Genomic DNA, 20,302 nt, shown 5'->3' with positions numbered 1-20,302 from the left:
CGGCCATGGATGGTCATGGGTTCTCCATTGCCCTGAACCGTTACGGTGAAGGCCGAGGCTCTTGAAGGCGTGCAATCGGAAATCGGACTTGGCATCGCCAAACTGCATTTCGAGTTGGGTGCCGGCAACGGCAGCTTCGCTTGGGCTGCATGACGTTCTGCTGAACGTCGTTTTCGCTCCAAGCGAACCAATTTCGGTTGTTCTTTGCGCTACTTTGCGCCACTTTGCGCTGATTCCCACTGCTCATCGGCACCATATTTTTGAGTCATTCCACATTCCGCTGGCTAGGTTTTGAAGGTCTCGTGTAGGCATCCTCTCGGTATCACCGAGCCTTAAGCAACCTTCCAGCCCGACACTTTACGGTCGTGTCTTGTGAAGAAGTTTTTCGAAGGTCTTTCCCTCTCATCCATCGTGGCGGGCACCCTTGCCGCCGTCACCTCATTCTTACTGGCATCGAAAATCGGTATCGCCGGCTCGGTAATCGGCGCGGCAGCCAGCTACATCGTCTCCGCGGTGGCCACCAAAATCTATCAAAACATACTCACCGCCTCCGGTGAGAAACTACAGTCGGCCTCGTCTTCCGGCAATGACGATGACACTACGGATAATAAGTCCGATAAGGCAGCCGAATCCGAGTCCGATACGACGATGACCGGCATGGTCAATACCGTTTCCACCGCGCGCAAGCCGCGCGAAGTCGTGTCCAATCGAGCGAACGGACGAACCTATTCGGTCAATGAACTGCGCAAGGCCCGCTCCCATAATTCGAAGCGCACCGCCATTATCGTCACGCTGGTATCCGGCCTGCTCGCCGTGGCAGTAACCGCCGGCATCGTCATGCTGGTCACGCAGGGCCGTGGCACGGACCATATCATCACTCCGTCCACCACGCCCACGCAAACCGACACCAAAACGCAGACCGACACGTCCAATCAGAATAACGGACTGCCGCAGCCGGGCATTACCGACGGTTCGAATGATTCCAACACCAAGGACTCCACATCCGGCTCGTCCAACGACGGCACCGATTCAAGCACGTCCGGCTCAACCGGCACCGACTCCTCAACCGATTCCAACACCAATGGATCCACCGATGGTTCGACCGGCACCGATTCCTCCACTAATTCGGGCACGACTGGCGGTTCCACCGGTTCCGGCACCACCGGAGGCACCACCGGCACCGGCAACGGTTCAACCGGATCGGGTTCAGGATCAGCCAATGGCTCCGGTTCCTCTTCCAGCTCCACGGGCGGATCATCCAGTTCAAACTCCGGTAATAGCGGTTCGAGCGGCTCCTCAACCGGTAGCAGCAGCGGAACCGGCATCAAATTCATTGGCTGACAATCGCCGACTCGATAGCAGCGATGGCGGCAATGCCAGTCAATGACGTGGGGCAATGAGAACATGGAACGTATGACTACCATCATTATGAATACCTCTGAGGGCAGCATCACCATCAACCTGTTCGACGACAAGGCTCCGAACACCGTGGCCAACTTCCTAGGCCTCGCCACCGGCGAGAAGGAATGGGCGGACCCGTACACCGGCCAGCCTTCCCACGGCAAGTTCTACAACGGCCTGACCTTCCACCGCATCATCAAGCAGTTCATGATTCAGGGCGGTTGCCCGCTGGGCACCGGTACCGGCGGCCCTGGCTACGAGTTCGACGATGAGATCGACCCGAGCCTGAAGTTCGACAAGCCGTACCTGTTGGCTATGGCCAACGCCGGTCTGCGTCGCGGCATGGACGGTAAGGTCCATGGCACCAACGGCTCCCAGTTCTTCATCACCACCGTGCCGACCCCGTGGCTGGACGGTCACCACACCATCTTCGGTGAGGTCGCCGATGACGACTCCAAGAAGGTCGTCGATAAGCTCGAAGCACTGGACACCGATCCGATGGATCGCCCGCTCGAGCCGGCCGTGATTCTGTCCGTGGACGTGGCGGAGTAAGACCGACAACATATACGAAAAGGTCCTGATTCTGAACCGCACCCCGATTGTTGGACTGAAGTAATTCAGATTCGATGATCGGAGGTGCGGTTTCTCATGTGTAGGGATCGCAGGCGTCATTACGATGACGGTTTCATGCGGGTCGTCGCCGACCTGATCCGGGGCGGGGCCGGGAGGCGTTCTCTCGCCCGCCGGCTTGGCGTGCCCGTCAGTACCGCGGGAAAATGGGTGTTGTCATACCGGTTTGGCGGGGAGGCGGCGCTCATGGGAGAACGCGAAGGCAACAGGAGATACGACTACGAGACGAAGCTCGCGGCGGTGCGCGACCATGTGGAGCATGGGCTGACGAAGGCCGAAGTCATGGAGAAGTACAGGATCGCGGGTCCCGCCCCGTTGGAGCGCTGGTGCCGCGAGTACCGGTCCGGCGGCCCGGACGCGCTGCGTCCGAAACCGAAGGGCAGGCCCAGGGGCGCGAAATCCAAGCCGAGGCCGGCTCCCACAAGGGAACAGCTCCTTGAGGAGGAGAACGCGTACCTCAAGGCGAGGGTCGCGTACCTGGAAAAAGTCGACGCCCTGCTGGCGTGGAGATCGGCAACCGGGACAGAACGGTGATCGTCTCCATGCTGGCGGGGCTGGGACATCGGCTCCGGCACCTGCTCAGGGCGGCCGGACTGGCGAAAAGCACGTATTACCATCTTCTGTCGCATCCGGCCGCCGTGACCCGGCCGGACATCGAGCCGATGGTCGCCGAGATATTCGCGCGCACGCCCAACGGGTGCGGCCACCGGCAGATACGCATGTGCCTCGTGCACGAGTTCGGGGTGCGGGTGAGCCACAAGAGCGTGCTGAAGGTCATGAGGCGCATGGGCCTGGAATGCCGGATACGCAGGCCGAACCCGTACCGGAAATACAGCTCGTACCGGGACGAGACGGGCGCGAGGGCGGAGAACCTGCTGAACCGCGACTTCACGGCCGACCGGCCGTGGGTGAAGCTGGGCACGGACGTCACCGAGTTCAGGGTCGCCGACGGCAAGGCGTATCCGGCTCCCGTATACGATATGGGATCCAAGGAGATCGTGGCCCGGGACGTCAGCCGGCATCCCGACATGGCCCAGCAGCGGCGCCTGCTCGCCATGCTCGAGGAGAAGCTGCCCGAAGACGCCGACCCGATCCCGCACTCCGACATGGGCTGGCAGTACCGGCACCGGTGGTGGCGCGACCGGCTCGCGGGACTGAACATCCGCCAGTCCATGAGCAGGAAGGGCAACTGCATCGACAACGCCGCGACCGAGCAGGTGTTCGGCCACCTCAAGGACGAGTTCCACGCCGGACGCGAGTTCGCCTCATACGAACAGTTCAAGAACGAACTGGACGCGTACATCATCCACTGGAACACCAAACGCCGCCAGATACGACTGGAGGGACACACCCCGGAGGAATTCCGGAACATGTCCCCCACAGCCTAATCAGGTACCCTTAATAAACCACGTCCAACAATCGGGGCGCAGTTCAGGTATTCCAGTCAGGACCTTTTCGTGTTCTTGGCTCCCCTCTCTGAGAGGGAGCCAGAGTAAGGTAACGGCCTACTTCATCTTGCGCAGTCGAGGTTCGGCGGATTCCTTGGCACCAGTGATGCGGTACACGTCGAACACGCCATCAATCTTGCGCACGGCTGCCAGCAACGAGTTGAGATGCTGCGGATCGGCCATTTCGAAGCTGAACTGGCTGGTGGCCACGCGATCGGAACCGGTGGCGATCGTACCGGAAATGATGTTCACGCCATGGTCGGAAAGCACACGTGTCACGTCCGAAAGCAGGTTTCGTCGATCCAGCGCCTCGACCTGAATCTTGACCATGAACAGGCCCTTGGTGCTGGTCCATTCGACTTCGACCACACGCTCAGGCTGCTTGTTTTTCAGATCGATCATGTTCTGGCAGTCGGTGCGGTGCACGGATACGCCCTGATTACGGGTGATGAAGCCGATGATATTGTCACCGGGCACCGGCATGCAGCAACGGGCCAGCTTGATCCACACATCGCCCACGCCCTTGACGGACACGCCGGTGGAGCTGCTGGAGGCCTTGCGTTCCATGGGCTTCAGCGGCAGGACTTCCTGCTCGACTTCCTCATCGACCTCGTCGGCACCCGCATCCTTGACCAGATGCGAGATGACGTTCTGCGTGGAGACCTGTCCGTCACCAATGGCGGCGAACACGGCGTCCGCGTTCGGGAAGTTAAGGTCGTCGGCCACACCCACCAGTGCTTCGGGCGTAAGCAATGTGTTGACCGGCAGATTGCGCTTGCGCATCGCGCGGGTCAGCTCGTCGCGGCCCTCCTCGATGGCTTCAGTACGACGCTCCTTGGAGAACCACTGACGAATCTTGTTGCGGGCCTTCGGGCTCTTGACGAAGCTCAGCCAATCGCGTGACGGGCCGGCTGTATCGGATTTGGACGTCAGAATTTCGACGGTATCGCCATTATCGAGCGTGGTGTCGAGCGGCACCAAACGACCGTTGACGCGCGCGCCCATCGTACGGTGGCCCACTTCGGTGTGCACGGCGTACGCGAAGTCGACCGGCGTGGCGTGAGCGGGCAGGGATACGATTTTGCCTTTCGGCGTGAACACGTAGACTTCGGACGAGCCAAGGTCTTCCTTGAGCGAGCCCAAGAATTCGTTGGAATCAGGGGTTTCGCTGGTCCAGTCGGCGAGCTGCTGAATCCATTTGAGGTTATCGACCTCGGAAAGCTCCTGATTGTTTTCATCACGCTTTCGATCGGACTTGTCCGGCGAGCTCAGGGCGCGGCCGGCCTGGCCGTTTTCCTTGTATTTCCAGTGCGCGGCGATGCCGAATTCGGCGCGGCGGTGCATGTCCCAAGTGCGAATCTGGATTTCGACCGGCTTGCCACCGGGGCCCACCACCGTGGTGTGCAGCGACTGGTACATGTTGAGCTTCGGCATGGCGATGTAGTCCTTGAATCGGCCGGGAACCGGGTTCCACCGCGCATGCACGGCACCAAGCGCCGCATAGCAGTCCTGAATGGTGTCGACGATGATGCGCACACCGACCAAATCGTAGATGTTCGCGAAATCATGGCCGCGCACGATCATCTTCTGGTAGATGGAGAAGTAATCCTTCGGGCGTCCGGTGACGTATGCCTTGATGTTCTGCTCGTCGAGATCCTCGTTGATCTCCGCCAGAATCTGCTTCAGGTACACATCGCGCTGGCCGGCTCGGCGAGCCACCAGCACCACGATCTCGTTGTAGATCTTCGGGTAGAGCACCTTGAAGCTCAGTTCCTCGAGCTCCGTCTTGATGGCGTTCATACCGAGTCGGTTGGCCAAAGGTGCGTACACGTCAAGGGTTTCACGCGCCTTCTTCTGGGCGGACGTGGTCTTCACATAGCGCCAGGTGCGAGCGTTGTGTACGCGGTCGGCGAGCTTGACCACCAAGGTACGCACGTCGCGGCTCATGGCCACCACGAGTTTGCGAATGGTTTCGGCTTGGGCGGAATCACCCACTTCAAGCTGACTCAGCTTGGTAACGCCATCGACCAGACCGGCCACGGTGTCGCCGAATTCGGCGCGGCATTGATCCAACGTATAGTCGGTGTCTTCCACCGTGTCGTGCAACAGGCCGGCTGCCACCACGATCGGGCCCATGCCCAGATCCGCGAGAATCTGGGAAACGGCCAGCGGGTGGATGATGTACGGCTCGCCAGACTTGCGGCGCTGGGCGGAGTGCTGGATGACGGCACGCCGGTAGGCACGGTCAAGAATGGACAAATCCTCATCGGGGTGATGGGACTTGCACACCTTCTTGATTGGATCCAGCGGATTGAGCGGATCGGCACTGATCTCACAACCCAACTTACGGGCGGCGTACTGCTCGCCATCAATCTCTGCCATGCCAGTCACCTCCCTCGTCATGAAGTTCATTGTAGCCGCGAACCGGAGCCTTGTGCATTCACCTGTTCGCCATCATTGGTTCCACAACCGTTGTTGCCGTCATCACCTTAGTCATTCAACCGGCCTAATCCGGTCAGGACGCCACTCCCGTCGAACCGAACCCGCGTTCGGCGCGATCGGATCCGGGCAGTGTCTCGGCCGGGATGAACCGAGCCTCAACATACCGCTGAATCACCAATTGAGCGATGCGATCGCCCGGATGGAAGACGGCGGTGTGCTTCGGATCGAGGTTGATCAGAGGCACCTTGATCTCGCCACGGTAGCCGGCATCAACGGTGCCAGGCGCGTTGAGCACGGTGACGCCCTGCTTGGCGGCCAGCCCGGAACGCGGATGCACCAACGCCACGTAGCCCGCAGGTAGGGCGATGGCCACGCCGGTGGGAACCAGTGCCCGTTCAAAAGGCTTCAGCGTCACATCGACGGTGGTGATGAGGTCGGCACCGGCATCGCCCGCGTGGGCATAGTGCAGCTGGGCCGGATGTTCGGGGTCGAGGCTCTTGACCAGGACCTCGGTGGATTCGGGCTCGTTGTAGGTCTCGTCGAACGCCATCAGGCGGCGCACTCCTCACACACCGGCTGGCCATCCTCGTCCGTGTAGGCGAGCTGGCTGCGATGCTTGACCAGGAAGCACTGCGAGCAGATGAACTCGTCACCCTGCATGGGGATGACGGTCACCGAGGAATCCTCGTTGCTCAAATCGGCGCCCGGCAGTTCGTAGTCTTCGGCGATGGCGTTCTCATCGTCGTCGATGTCGCTCGAGGCGTTCTGCGAGGACTTCCCCAGCGCCTGCAGCGATTCCTCGTCCTCATCCTTGTTGCGGGGGGAATCATAATCCTGAGCCATCATGGTCCTTTCGTCGTCTTTGGTTCGTAAGTCGATATATATAGCACGGTCAGCGCCGTACTCGCCCATAGGATACACGATTTGAAATACTCGTAAAGTTCGACACGTGGGGCATACTTAAAAGAAGTAATGTCTTTGCGACGGAAAGTGGTGCGAATATGCCAGATGATCGGCTTGAAAAAGCCCGTTTCGTGCGCGTGAGCAAGACGGGGGACCTCGTATTCTCCCTTGGCGGCAGGGAAATGGCTGTGAGCGTGGACGACACGCTCGAACGGGCGATTCTTGAGGCCAAGCAGGTCAGAAGCGAGATGCGACAGGCTCCCCAGCCGCATCAGCAGTCCACTTTGCCGATTTCCCAGATACAGTCGCTGATTCGCGCCGGTGCCGATCCGGCCCGTGTCGCGGAGAAATATCATCTGAGCGAAATGCTGGTACGTCGTTTCTCCATGGCTGTGGAGACCGAGAAACAGTATGCCATCGAACAGTTCCTTGCCGTGGCGGCACCCAAAGACAGCAGGGTGCGCACCATCAGCGAACTGGTGGAACGCACGCTGGCCTCTGCGGGAATCGGCATGGAATCAGTGACCTGGAAATCCACCCGACGTGGACTTGAGCCTTGGCGCATCGTGGCGATATTCACTTCCGCGGGCCGTGAGATCCATGCCGAATGGACGTGGAATATGCACGACAATTCCGTGATGAGCCTGAACAATGCCGCTCGAAAACTGCTCGGCGAACAGAATCCGGAATCAGCCACGGATTCCAAACTCAAGCCGACGATTCCCGAACTGCCCGGCGACTCCGTACGCTCCGCGCGTATCGAGCGCGCCGTGTCTGCTTGGGCGGCTCCTACGCCTTCGATTCCGGCCGCACGGCCTGCCGCAATCCGGCCCTCTGTCACTTCCACAGGTTCCATGCCCCCAGTGGATCTATCCACGTCCATCTCACCGGCCACGACCCAGGCTCATGGCACTACGGCCCCCAGTCCGGTCTCTTCGCAGACCGCCGGATCTGTTTCGCCATCTGCCGCAGGATTACAGCAATCGCCTGCCACGGCACCAGAGCAGGGCTCTGACAATGTTTCGGACAAGACCATACGGAGTGGCCCCAATGCACAGCTAGTAGCCACCGAGCAGGAGCGGGCGGCCGAATCCGCCGCCACCGAACATGAGGCACCAGCCAAACCGGCCAAGCGTAAATCAGGACGTTCGGCCGTACCAAGCTGGGACGAGATTCTGTTCGGAGACTGAATTTCCGAATCAGGCCATATCGATCAGGCAGGGAATATCCATTTCCAATGCTGTTTGGGAGCCATGCACGCTCGGCAGGTGGGTGGCCTTGTCTCCTTGCGTACGCGAATCGACGAGGGTCACGGCTCCCGCTGCCTGCACGACCACATCGCCGAGCATTGGCCGGACTCGCTCGCAGACCGGTCCAAACAATCCGTCCGCGATGGCCTCATCCTTGGTCCGCACCAAGGCTCGGTCTTGCAGACAATCGCGCCACCGGCAAGCTATATCCTCAGGTCGTTCATCCGGCTCGGCATACAGCATCAGCGAGCGCGGCTCCCCCCCGACCAGTGACACGCCTCGGGTGAGCTGCGGTTCAACGGCGATGTCAATCCGCTGGTCCATGTCGGTTTGCACCATGCCGTGGTCGGCTACGATGACGATCAGTGTGCCTTTGGGTGCGCTGCGTTTCAGGAGCGCGAGCTGGGCGTCGATATGTTCGAATGCGGCCACCCAGTGTTCGGAATCCCACCCGTAATTGTGGCCGACTTTGTCGGCGTCACGGATGTACAGGTAGGTCAGGCCGGGGGTGCGGGAGGCGCGTGCGGCGGCCAGCACACGATCGCGTGGGGTGACGTTGCCTTGATAGTCGGTGCCTCGCAATGCGGCTTCGGTCAATGGCGATTTGGAGAACTTGGGCAACCCCGAGCTCGTGACGCGCACCTCTTGAGCCGCAAGTTTCTCGAACACCGTCTCCTCGCGCTGCAGGTCGAGCGGATCGACCATGGGCGGCACAGGAATGTGCGGATTGGCTGGTTTGGGTGCCAGCGCGTCTTTGAACTGGATGAGTTGGATGAGCTTATGGCTGGCGGGTTCGAGCTGCGTATAGCCCGCCATTGCGGTCAGTCCCGGGCAGGTTCCGGTACCGAATGCGGCCATGGCCGCCACAGTGGTGCTTGGAGCGCAGGTAGCGATGGGACGCTGATTGGCGCTTTCGTTCATCAGCGAACGCAGATAGGGCGCGTGGCCGAGGCGCATGGCGAGGTTCCAGTAGCCCAGGCCGTCCACGAGCACCACGATGGCCGATTCGGCATCGGGCAGCCCCAACGCGCGCTGGCATGCCTTGGGATCGGCGTGGACCTTGGTGGGGGCCGGATGTCCGATGGCGGCGGACAAGGCGGGCAGCACGGCGGACAGGTGCAGTGCTCCCCCACGCCGATCGGCCGGGGCGTCATCCCCATAGCCCACTGTGGGCACCAGCCGCAGCAACTCGTCCATATCCGGCGTCTCAACACTCATAGTTGCCCATTCAAGTAGCACCCCTCCCCTTGGCTCAGTGCGCAGAGAACGGTTCTCAATAACAACTGTGCGCTCCAACGCACATAATCAAACAAACGCACATCGACTGAAACACTGGAATCACGCCGTTTTATCGGCAAACATGTGCGATTGGCGCACCGAAACCAGCGCACAGTTGTTATCGAGAACCGTTCTCTGCGCACTGTTTCGCGCCCTCCCGCTAATATGGGGGCGTTCGAAAGGGAGTTTCATGGCATCACACCGCAAACCGTCCGCGCAAACCTATGATCCGCGCACGGTCAAGGAGCATATCGTCGAGACGCCGCTGAACGAGGAGATGAGCAAGTCCTTCCTCGAGTATGCGTATTCGGTGATTTACGCACGCGCACTGCCCGATGCGCGCGATGGCTTGAAGCCGGTGCAGCGCCGCATCGTCTACCAGATGGGCGAGATGAATCTGACTCCCGACCGCCCGTATATGAAGTCCGCCCGCGTGGTGGGCGAGGTGATGGGCAAGCTCCACCCGCACGGTGATTCCGCGATCTACGAGGCCATGGTGCGTTTGGCACAGCCGTTCGCGATGCGTCTGCCGCTGGTAGACGGCCACGGCAACTTCGGCTCGCTGGATGACGGCCCTGCGGCCTCCCGTTACACCGAGGCCAGGCTTGGCCCGGCCGCTCTCGGCATGAACGCGGATATCGATGAGGACACCGTCGACTTCACGCCGAACTATGACAACAAGCTCAAGGAACCGACCGTGCTGCCGGCCGCCATCCCGAATCTGCTGGTCAACGGCGGCTCGGGCATCGCCGTGGGCATGGCCACGAACCTGGCCACCCACAATCTGGGCGAGGTGGTAAACGCCGCCAAGTTCCTCATGGCGCATTCGGACGCCACCCTGGAACAGCTGATGCGTTACGTGCCCGGCCCCGACTGGCCCACCGGCGGCACGATCATCGGCCGCGACGGCATCCGTGAGGCCTATGCCACTGGCCGTGGTACGCTCACCACGCGCGCCGCCACGCATATCGAGCATGTCACGGCCCGCAAGCAGGCCATCGTGGTCACCGAGCTGCCGTACATGGTGGGCCCGGAGAAGGTAATCGAACGTATTTCCGACGGTGTGAAGAACCGCAAGCTGGAGGGGATTTCCGGCGCGTTCGATCTGACCGATCGTCATAACGGCACGCGTATCGTCATCGAGATCAAGACTGGTTTCGACCCGCATGCGGTTCTGGTGCAGTTGTTCAAGCACACACCGTTGCAAGACAACTTCGCCATGAACAACGTGGCGTTGGTGGAGGGCCGCCCGCACACGATGGGTCTGAAGGAGATGCTTCAGGTGTGGGTGGACCACCGCCGTGTGGTGATTCGCCGCCGCAGTGAATATCGCAAGAAGAAGGCGCTGGAGCGCCTGCACCTGGTCGAGGGCCTGCTGCTAGCCATGTTGGACATCGACGAGGTGATTCAGGTAATCCGCACCTCGGATGATGCGGATGCCGCGAAGAGCCGTTTGATGGTCGTTTTCGATTTGGACGAGGTCCAGGCTCAGTACATCCTCGACCTGCGTCTGCGCCGACTGACCAAGATGAACCGTATCGAGCTTGAGGCCGAACGCGATGATCTGAAGAAGCGTATCGAGGAGCTGACCCGGATCCTGGCCTCCGCCGAGGCGCTCGACCAGGTGGTCACCGACGAGATGGACGAAGCGGTCGCCAAGTGGGGCTCGCCGCGCCGTACCGTGCTGCTGGATGCCGACCCGGATGGCACGTTGACGCCGGTCGTGGCGCAGGGTGCCGGGGCTTCGGGCGTGTCCAAGTCCGCGCTCGAAGCGGTGAAGGCCGCCACTACGATCTCCTCCGCCGAAGCCGATGTGGCCGCAGCCGCAGCTGCGGCCAAGAAGACCGGCGAACAGTCCACGCTGACCGGAGCCTTGAAGATCGAGGACGAGCCGTGCGTGGTGATGATGAGCGCTACCGGTTTGATTGCCCGTACCACGCCAAGCGCGATGGACGTGTTCAATGCACGATCCACTTCCGATGAGCGTTTGAGAGACGATCAGATCACCACAATCTTCGAGACTTCCACGCGCGCTACGTATGGGCTGGTCACGTCGGCCGGCCGCCTGGTGCTCGCGCATGTGGTTGATTTGCCTGCCTTGCCCGCTACCGCCACATTGTCGCTGAAGGGAGGAGTTCAGGCCGACGAACTGATCGGCATGACCGAATCCACCGATCCGATTCGCGGTGAGCGTGTGATTACGGCGATTGCCATGGAGCAGCCGACGTCCGGCAAGACCAGTGCCAAGGACGAGAGCGAGGATGGCGGGGCCGCCGAGGCCAAGCCGTTGCCGTCGCTGGCTATCGGTACCCGTAACGGTGTCATCAAGCGTTGGAATCGTGAGGCACCCACCACCATGGATTCTTGGCCCGTCATTGATCTGAAAGATGGCGACGAAGTGGTATTCGCCGCCGTGGCCGAGGATGACGACCGTCTGGTGTTCATCTCCTCCGATTCCTCGCTACTGACCTTTGAGGCGAAGAACGTGCGCCCGCAGGGTCGTACTGCGGGCGGTATGGCCGGCATCAAGCTGGCCGAGGGCGCCCGTGTGGCGGCCTTCAACGTGGTTCCCGCCGGCAAGGTGGCATGGACCTATGAAGAGGGCGAGAACGGCTTGACTTCCGGATCCGGTGCAGTGGTGCTCACCGTGGCCGGCGATTCCGATGCACTGCCCGGCACCGAAAACGGCGCGGCGAAGGTCACTCCGCTGGAAATGTACCCCACCAAGGGTCGCGCTACCGGCGGCGTGCGTTCCCAGCGATTCCTGAAGGGCCAGAACACGCTGATTCTTGCCTGGGTGGGCCTCTACCCGTTGCACGCCTCTACATCCGCAGGCTCTCCGGTCGAGCTTCCCAAGCCCGATATGCGCCGAGACGGTTCCGGAGTAGACCTCGCCTCCCCCATCGCCTTCATTGCGTAACCTCAATTAAGCTCCCTCTGATGGGCCGAGCCGTAAAGCAAACACCCCAGTGGGGTGTTTGTAGGCGAGGAGCGAACGATAGTGAGCCAAACAATAGAGAAGAGACCCTAAACCCGGCCTACACTAAGCATTAAGGAGGTGGCGATGAGACTACTGGTTGCCGTATCCAATGAACCGTTGGCCCACGCCATTCATGGTGCCCTGCTTGCCGGTCGTCATGAGGTGTCTTTGGCAAGCACCGGTAGTATCGCGCTCGCCGCTGTCGCCAAGGAGTCATTTGACGCAGTGATTCTTGATGAATCCCTGCTCGGCATTTCCACCGAGCAGCTCATCGAATCCCTACGCAATGCCCGTGCCTCCGTCAAGATTCTGCTGCTGACTTCGACGCCACTCAGCAAAACCATTGGTGAAGGCAGCCGCTGGCGAGCGCTGCCTGACGAGTACGCCCCTATCGAAGAGACGCCCTACAGCTCCTTCAGCGCGAATTCACGCGCAAACAACTCAGATGCCGAAGCCGAACAACGCTCGGACAATGCTGCCTCTAGCGCACAAGCTAACGTACGACGCCCAGATGCCGCGCTGAGCAAACCATTCTCCGATGGCGAACTGCTCTCATACGTCGGCTCGCTTGCCACCGACTCCCCCGCCATGATCATTCGTGGCAATCTCACGTTGGACACCACGAATCACAAGGCCTACTACGCATCCACTCACAGCGCAATCTCACTGTCCCGTCTGGAATACAGTTTGCTTGAAGCGCTGGTCAAGGCTGATGGCCAGTTCGTCAACACCAGCGAGTTGGTCAAACTTATCGGCGGCCCATTCTTCGAGCAACAGGGCTTACTCAAGAACGCCCTCTACACACTGGATAAGAAGCTCACCCGCGCCGGCCTCATCATGACCCAACGAGGCTCCAACTACCGCATTCGATAGCTGGGCTCAATCAGTACAGCCGCATGCCTTGGGGAACGGGGGTGAAGCCGGACTGGTGGAGGATGCGGGCGAAGGGGTGACGGGCGTTGAGGGGTTCGCCATTGATGTCGCTGAATGTCACGGAGCCGGTGCCATTGCGTTTGAGGGCGTAGGCCAGTTCTGTGGCGGCCTTGCGCATTTGTTCGTCGGAATCATTGACAGCGGCTTCATGGCCGACCGATTGATCGAACGCTGTCAGGTGCTTGGCTTTGGCGGCCGCGTATAGTAGCGCGCCTTGCGCATTGAGCACGACCGTGGCTCCGATACGGCGTGCCGGTTTACCCGCACCGGCAGGCGCGTCCGGCCACGCGATGGCGGAGCCACTGAGATTTGCGGGGTCGAGCACACTCAATGCCACCACGGACTGGCCGCGATGCTCTGACGGATGACGCAACGCATCCACGGTGTCGCGCTCGGCAAATTGGGCCGCGCCGAAACCACGGACGAACATGCCTCGTACCAGTCGACCATGCTCCTCCATGCGATTCAATACCGGATACAACGCTGAGTAGCCACCCGGGATATTTTCCTTGTCAATCACCGGCTGCGCGATGACGCCATACCTGTCCAGCAACGTCTCGACCAGTGCGAGTGCCCGTTCGGTCTGGTCGGTGTCTTCGGCTTCAGCTTGCCCGATTACGGCGGACCACAAACCTCCTAACGTCATATCCGTAGTGGCTCGGCGAATCGGAGCGACACGCCCACGACGACGTGATGTAGTGGATTTACGCGGGCTTGCTGCGCCTGCGGTTAATGCACGCACCGGCGCGAAGCTGGAATTGGTGACCTTACCTTGCCAGACCAAGCTCCACAAGGCATCCTTGAACTGCTGTTCGCTCCACTCTTGCGGAATGATTTCGCCGGTGTTTGGATTGATGTCCGGCTCCGCGGTCTCATTCCACGCACGTTTGGCGGCATCCATCAGTTGACGGGCATGGAACGCTCCCCCTGAGTCCAGTGCGGTCAGAATCGCTTCCGGCATGGTGGCGTCTGAGGCGTTCGATGTCGTACCATGTTCCACACCGCTGAACAATATTGAATCCGCCGGATAGAAAGCAACCTCACCGGGGTCCATCGCACTGGTTCCCCCGGTTTTTGAGCCGACCCAGACCACATCGCCGCTGGTCAGCAACTCATCCAGCAATGCAGGTTGGTAGTCTCGTACTCGTGCGGGGAATACTGCCGACTCCCAGAGTGCAGTGGGCAGTGATATGCCCTCCAGCTGCTCGATAACGCGCATGAGCCCGTCAGCACCTTCATATCGTTCGCCGCCGACCGGCCCGATACCTTGTCGGTCGATAAGAAACATCTGGAACGCCTCTGATTCTACTGGCTTGACTGCTTTACGCGCCTTGGCCAATGAGCGAGACCGAATACGGCGGAATACGTCCTTATGGAGCCACTGTTGGCCTTGCTCGTCATCATCTACAAAGTGGCCTTGCAGCAACTCGCCTTTGGCAGCCAGCACATCCAGAGTGTGCACGGCATCCGTAGCATCGAGGTGTAGATCGGCTATGAGCTGATCGGCGGTGAAAGGACCATGGGTTTTGGCGTAACGGGTCACGCGACCAGTCACATCATCGTCGGCAAGCTCATTCCAGAAAGTGTGCTCCCCCAGTTCCTGTTCGACTTCGCGAATCACGTCCGGGTTGAGCACTTGTGCCATATCGGTGGTGCCGAGCAAGCGTTCGAGCACGTGCGGATCGAGAGACAGCAGTTGCGCGCTACGCTCGGCCTGAGGTTGGTCATACTGGTACATCACCACGCCGACGAAGCCAAAGAGAATGTTCTCGGCGAAAGGCGATGGCGACTCGGTTTCCACGTCCTTCACGGTAATGGTGCCGGCTTGCAATCCGGTCATCACCTCGTTCAGGGCGGGCATGTCGTATACGTCTTGCAAACATTCGCGCGCGGTTTCCAGCAGCAGCGGAAAGTTCTTGGCCATACGTGCGGATTGCAGGAGCTGTGCGGCGCGCAGTCGCTGCTGCCATAGGGGCACGCGACGGCCCGGGTCGGAACGAGGCATGAACAACGACCGAGCGGCGCACTCACGGAATCGAGCCGCGAATAATACGGATTCGCCCACCTGACGTTCTACATCCGTTTGAAGATCCTCGGAATCGAAAAGGAACAGATCCTGAGCGGGAATATGTCCGTCACCGTCCGGTAGCTGAATGACGATACCGTCATCGGCGGCATATACCTGCCCGTCGAAACCGTAGCGTTGGCGCAGTCTGCGGCTGATGGCCATGGACCACGGTTCGTGAACGCGGCGGCCGAAGGGGCTTAACAGCACGATGCGCCATCCGCCGTCTTCATCGCGTGTGCGCTCCACGATAAGGGTTTGGTCGCTGGGGACTGCACCAGTGGCGGCTTGTTGCTCGGAGAGTAGGCGGGCCAAGTTGGTGATGGCGTTGGCATCTAGGCCATCGTGGTGGAGACGGGTGAGGATTGTTGGGATGAAGGTTGGGACAGCTGGACCTTCTGCGGCAGACCTCCCCTCAGTCCGCTTCACGTCTAATCCGGCGGCGATTTCTCGGGTGAAGCGGGCTATGGTACGGCTGAAACCGTAGTCACGGCCAGCGCCTTCACCGTGCCAGAACGGCAGGCGGGCGGTGCGGCCCGGAGCCGGAGTCACGACCACACGATCACGGGTGATTTCCTGAATCTGCCATGTGGAGGTGCCGAGCGTAATGACATCGCCCACGCGCGATTCGTAGACCATCTCCTCATCCAACTCGCCGACGCGACGCTGGCCTTTGCCGGCGTCCGCCTCAGGCAGGACCACGGTGTACAGCCCTCGATCGGGAATCGTACCGCCAGAGGTAACGGCCACTTTCTGCGAACCGGGACGGGCGGAAATCAGGCCATTATCCCGATTCCATACCAGTCGCGGCCGAAAGGCCGAGAATTCCTCGCTGTTGTATTCGCCGGACATCATGCCGATTACCGCATCGAACATGTCACGTGGCAGTTCGGCAAACGGCGCAGCACGGCGCACCGTGGCATACCAGTCATCAGCGTTCAAATCGTGCATCGCGGCAGCGGCCACGGTCTGCTGGGCGAGAATATCGAGCGGATTGCGCGGCACGGCCAATGGTTCTATATCGCCGGCAATCATGGCTTCCAGACTTGCGGCCCCAGTGACAATCTGCTGACGGGTGAGCGGATAGAACAATGCGTGAGAGACGCCACCGACCTGATGATCGGCACGGCCTACACGCTGCAATCCGGAGGAGACCGACAACGGCGTATCGACTTGAATCACCAAGTCGACCGAGCCCATATCAATGCCGAGCTCCAAACTGGAGGTGGCCACCACGCAGCGCAATTCACCACGTTTAAGCCGTTCCTCAATCATTTTGCGGCGATCTTTGGAAACCGACCCATGATGAGCCATGGCGATGACATCATCGCCCTCATGTGAGCCGACAAGCATGGTGGTGGAGCCGACCACAGCATCGTAATGCGTGGAGAACCCTTCGCGGCCTTCCGGAGAGCCCGGATCCCGCACAGTGTCGGGATTGGTGCCATGCCGGGTCTGCGCATACAAATCGTTCAAGCGCGCAGTGAGTTTCTCAGCCACACCACGCGAATTAACGAACACCAATGTAGTGCGGTGCGCGAGAATCTCATCCAAAATACTGCGTTCCACCACAGGCCAAATGGAACCGGAGGTACGGTCGCCCGCCGCTCCAACCAACGCGGAAGAATCAAACTCATCACTCGCATCAGAATCGTCCCCAGAAGTGGAAGAAACATCTCTATCATCCACCGGCACAATGCCCCTGCGTTCAGCAAGTCGCTGCATGGCCGGCGTGACACCACTGATATGCGGAGCGGACCGTTCAGCATCCACGCCACCGACACGCTGCTTGGCATTCGCGGACTGCAAATCACGCATGTTTTCCAACGGCTCAATCATGCGCAAATCCATTGCAGGCCGCCCACCGGGATTCACGATGGTAACCGGTTGCCCGCCGCCCAGGAATCGCGCCGCCTTTTCAGGCGGATTCACCGTAGCGGATAGACCGATGCGCTGCATATGACGATCGCCGCGGCCAGCATCAACGGCGGCATCACCGCCCTCATCAGCATCTGCATCGATTGCATCTCGCTTGCGCGATTCTGCGACAAGGTTCTCCAGCCGTTCCAGACTTACCGCCAAATGTGCGCCGCGCTTGGTGCCCGCCACTGCATGAATCTCATCGACGATCACCGTATCGACAGTGCCGAGAATCCGCCCTGCCTTCGAAGTGAGCAACAAATACAACGATTCTGGCGTGGTAACGAGGATATCCGGTGGATGGGAGGCTATGCGCCGCCGCTCCTGTGCGGTGGTGTCGCCTGAACGAGTGGCGACCGCGATCTTCGGTACGGGCAGCCCTTGCGCCTCGCATTGTGCAGCAATGCCCTCCAAAGGCTGTTCTAGGTTCTTGGCCACATCGGCCGCGAGCGCCTTTAACGGCGAGATATACAGCACACGCACACCGGCACGCCGCGTGCGTGGCACGGTCATCAATCGGTCGATGGCTGAGAGAAACGCAGCCAATGTTTTGCCGGAACCGGTAGGGGCGATGACCAAGACATTGCGACCGGAATGGATTGCCGGCCATGTCTGAGCCTGTGCCTCGGTCGGCTGACCGAAGGCATGCTCGAACCACATCTTGGTGGGTTCGGAAAACAGGCTCAGGCTTTCGTACATATGTACGATTATAGGTCAGCTGAAGTAGGCGATGACTTCTTCGGCGGTACCGTAGGCACTTTGGGCACCAAGCTTGGTGGCCGCATAGGCGGAGACGTAGGAGCCGATTTGCGCGGATTGCAGCAGCGTATGACCGGCGGCCAAGCCAGCCAGCACGGTCCCCATGAACGAGTCGCCGCAACCGGTGGTGTCCACTGCATTGACTTGCGCGGCGGATACGCGATGCCAACGTCCGTTCTCGATCACCACCGATCCCGACGCACCAAGCGTCACTATCGCCCGGTCGAATCCGTAATCGGTGAATCGTTCGGCGACCTCATACCAGTCGAGTGATTCCACGTCATCATCCGGCAGGCCCAGCAGTTGAGCCACTTCATGCTGGTTGACCAGCAGAATATCCGTGGCTTCCACCAGTTCGTGAGGCAGCTCGTCCATAAATGGCGAGTCGTTGAGCAGCACGGTCACGCCAGCGTCATGCGCGGTCTGCGCGGCGGCGATAACGGTGGCAATCGGGCTCTCCAGACACAGTCCCAATACCGCGTATTCGGCGATGGTCGTGCGATGTGATTGCACATAGCCGGCACTTGCCTTGGCATTGGAACCCGGCGAATAGACGATGGTGTTCTCGCCCTCAGCGCTCACGGTGATTACCGTGGCGCCGCTGGGGCCTTCGACATGCAGGATATCGGCGGTGTCGACGCCGGCCTCATCCAGCTTGCTTAATAGGAAGTCCGCGTTGGAGTCCTCGCCCACCGCGCCCAGCAACTGGACATTGACACCGAGACGAGCGGCGGCAGACGCCTGATTCGCGCCCTTGCCGCCCGGCAGCACTTTCATGGCACCACCATTGACGGTTTCACCTGGCTTGGGTAGTCGTTTAGTGGTTACGGTGTAATCGGCGTTCATCGAGCCGACCACGATTACCGAGCCCGGCGCATCCTTCAGCGCTTCCAATCGTTCCCGTACGGGCTCGGGCATCTGTTCATGTTCTTCTTCACTTATCACCATGGGCTCCAAGCATAGTAGGCGTCGGGCCCAAATGCGCATATGATCAGCCGCGCAACTTGCGAAGACGCTCGTGCATGGCCACCATCAGCACCAAGAGCACCAGCAAATACCACGGGTAGAGACTGATTGTCACATATTGCGCGATGATGCCGAACAGTGGCGGCATGAGCAGTGAGCCCACATAGGCGCAGGCCATCTGCACGCCGACGATGGCCTGCGATTTGTCTTCGCCGAAGTAGGCCGGCGTCGAGTGGATGACGCACGGATAAATCGGCGCGCACCCGAAGCCGATGACCACCAGCCCAACGACCACGCCAAGGTGGTGAGGCAATGGCACGAACATGGTGAGGATGCCGGCGAACACCAGCACTTGGCCGAGGCGAATCATGACCGGGTCCTTGAATCGCATGGTCAGGAAGCCGGAAAGCGCACGGCCCACGGTGATGCCTACGTAGAATAGGCTGGCCCAGCTGGCGGCGGTGATCTTGTCGATGCCGCTGTGCATCACCATATAGCTGGAGGCCCACAGGCCCGCCGTAGATTCGACGGCGCAGTAGCAGAAGAACATCACGAGGATTTCCTTGGCACCGCGAATGGCGAGCACGCCGGCCACGCCGAGCGGTTTGCGTTCGGCAACAGACACCCCTTCAGCAGTGCCAAATCTCTCGGCATTGCCGTCAGATGATGCGGTGTCATCGGTCGATTCGCCGACCGCAATTGCGCCACGTTTCTTCCACAGCGGCAGGCTCAGCACCAGGATGACGGTCAGCATCACCTGCAGGATCGCGATGTACCGATAGCCCCACGGCCAACCTTGGCCTTGAGAGAGCGCATAGCCCATGATGTAGGGGCCGACCGATGCGCCGACGCCCCACATGCAGTGCAGCCAGCTCATATGCCGGCTTTCGTAGTGAATGGCTACGTAGTTATTGAGCGCCGCATCCACTCCGCCCGCGCCAAGGCCGTATGGTATGGCGATGGCCAACAGCACCCAGTAATTCGAGGTAACGGAGAAACCGGCCAAGGCCGCCGCAGTCAACGCCACCGAAACGGCGGTGACCTTGCCTGCCCCGAATTTCAATGTCATTCGGTCCGAAAGCAGCGCCGAGACGATCGTGAACATGGAAATCACCGCGGAGATGCCGCCGGCCCACGCCACCGGCACGTTCAGATCCTGGCTCATGGTGGGCCATGCGGATCCGAGTAGCGAATCCGGCAATCCCAGACTGATAAACGCCACATAGATGACGGCAAGCAACAGACTGGCCATGTCCCATCTCCCATTCACAGTACGGCACCGGTTGTGATAACGATGTCATCAGTCTATCGAATGACTCATGGGCAA

14 protein-coding genes are annotated in these 20,302 nt (G+C 60.3%); 7 read left to right on the top strand and 7 right to left on the bottom strand.

The annotated features are described in order from the left end of the window. Positions 1-372: 372 nt before the first annotated feature. The 4 genes from AB5287_RS04655 (at position 373) to AB5287_RS04640 (ending at position 3,419) form a co-directional block, all read left to right on the top strand. A complete protein-coding gene (locus AB5287_RS04655) occupies positions 373-1,341 on the top strand; it encodes a hypothetical protein (RefSeq protein WP_007052675.1) in 969 nt (322 codons plus the stop codon). Between the two features lie 72 nt (positions 1,342-1,413). Continuing rightward, the gene (locus AB5287_RS04650) at positions 1,414-1,953 is read left to right on the top strand and encodes a peptidylprolyl isomerase (protein ID WP_032682381.1); all 540 of its coding nucleotides are present in this window, start codon (positions 1,414-1,416) and stop codon (positions 1,951-1,953) included. A 96-nt stretch (positions 1,954-2,049) separates the two neighbouring features. Beyond that, a complete protein-coding gene (locus AB5287_RS04645) occupies positions 2,050-2,565 on the top strand; it encodes a helix-turn-helix domain-containing protein (protein WP_007054376.1) in 516 nt (171 codons plus the stop codon). Further along, positions 2,565-3,419, top strand: coding sequence for an IS3 family transposase (locus tag AB5287_RS04640; RefSeq protein ID WP_131211232.1), 855 nt, complete (start codon positions 2,565-2,567; stop codon positions 3,417-3,419). Before AB5287_RS04645 ends, AB5287_RS04640 begins: the two co-directional genes overlap by 1 nt. 117 nt (positions 3,420-3,536) lie before the next feature. Here the strand turns inward: AB5287_RS04640 and AB5287_RS04635 are convergent, their stop codons facing one another. From AB5287_RS04635 to AB5287_RS04625, 3 genes are all read right to left on the bottom strand, one after another. Continuing rightward, positions 3,537-5,861 carry a bifunctional (p)ppGpp synthetase/guanosine-3',5'-bis(diphosphate) 3'-pyrophosphohydrolase gene (locus tag AB5287_RS04635; protein WP_012471819.1) on the bottom strand — a complete coding sequence of 775 codons (2,325 nt, stop codon included), beginning with the start codon at positions 5,859-5,861 and terminating at the stop codon, positions 3,537-3,539. Positions 5,862-5,994: 133 nt separating this feature from the next. Beyond that, on the bottom strand, positions 5,995-6,471 hold the full coding sequence (dut, locus tag AB5287_RS04630; protein WP_007055963.1) for a dUTP diphosphatase: 477 nt from the start codon (positions 6,469-6,471) through the stop codon (positions 5,995-5,997). After that, the gene (locus AB5287_RS04625) at positions 6,471-6,764 is read right to left on the bottom strand and encodes a DUF4193 domain-containing protein (protein WP_007052669.1); all 294 of its coding nucleotides are present in this window, start codon (positions 6,762-6,764) and stop codon (positions 6,471-6,473) included. The genes dut and AB5287_RS04625 overlap by 1 nt, the downstream gene beginning before the upstream one ends. 158 nt (positions 6,765-6,922) lie before the next feature. Here AB5287_RS04625 and sepH point away from each other — a divergent pair, with 158 nt between their 5' ends. Beyond that, entirely contained in the window at positions 6,923-8,014 is a 1,092-nt protein-coding gene (sepH, locus tag AB5287_RS04620; protein WP_007056777.1) for a septation protein SepH, read from the top strand. 9 nt (positions 8,015-8,023) lie between these two features. On the opposite strand, the gene AB5287_RS04615 is transcribed toward sepH, so the two are convergent. Further along, positions 8,024-9,292: an alkaline phosphatase family protein gene (locus AB5287_RS04615; RefSeq protein WP_007054496.1), complete on the bottom strand. Its 1,269-nt coding sequence runs from the start codon at positions 9,290-9,292 to the stop codon at positions 8,024-8,026. Positions 9,293-9,542: 250 nt separating this feature from the next. Between AB5287_RS04615 and AB5287_RS04610 the strand changes: the two genes are divergently transcribed. Both AB5287_RS04610 and AB5287_RS04605 read left to right on the top strand, forming a co-directional pair. After that, positions 9,543-12,272, top strand: coding sequence for a DNA topoisomerase (ATP-hydrolyzing) subunit A (locus AB5287_RS04610; protein ID WP_007052666.1), 2,730 nt, complete (start codon positions 9,543-9,545; stop codon positions 12,270-12,272). A gap of 144 nt (positions 12,273-12,416) precedes the next feature. Further along, the gene (locus AB5287_RS04605) at positions 12,417-13,205 is read left to right on the top strand and encodes a response regulator transcription factor (RefSeq protein ID WP_007054494.1); all 789 of its coding nucleotides are present in this window, start codon (positions 12,417-12,419) and stop codon (positions 13,203-13,205) included. 10 nt (positions 13,206-13,215) lie between these two features. Here the strand turns inward: AB5287_RS04605 and AB5287_RS04600 are convergent, their stop codons facing one another. From AB5287_RS04600 to AB5287_RS04590, 3 genes are read right to left on the bottom strand one after another with little or no spacing between them, the layout of a single operon-like run. Then, positions 13,216-17,949 carry a DEAD/DEAH box helicase gene (locus AB5287_RS04600; protein WP_368220763.1) on the bottom strand — a complete coding sequence of 1,578 codons (4,734 nt, stop codon included), beginning with the start codon at positions 17,947-17,949 and terminating at the stop codon, positions 13,216-13,218. Between the two features lie 15 nt (positions 17,950-17,964). Next, positions 17,965-18,957, bottom strand: coding sequence for a ribokinase (locus AB5287_RS04595; protein ID WP_368220762.1), 993 nt, complete (start codon positions 18,955-18,957; stop codon positions 17,965-17,967). Between the two features lie 43 nt (positions 18,958-19,000). Beyond that, positions 19,001-20,227: a sugar MFS transporter gene (locus tag AB5287_RS04590; RefSeq protein WP_007052662.1), complete on the bottom strand. Its 1,227-nt coding sequence runs from the start codon at positions 20,225-20,227 to the stop codon at positions 19,001-19,003. Positions 20,228-20,302 lie beyond the last annotated feature (75 nt).

Source organism: Bifidobacterium sp. RTP21102st3_E2_RTP21102_210122 (assembly GCF_040916945.1).
GTDB classification, from domain to species: Bacteria; Actinomycetota; Actinomycetes; order Actinomycetales; family Bifidobacteriaceae; genus Bifidobacterium; species Bifidobacterium longum.
This window is presented reverse-complemented; position numbering and strand designations above follow the sequence as displayed.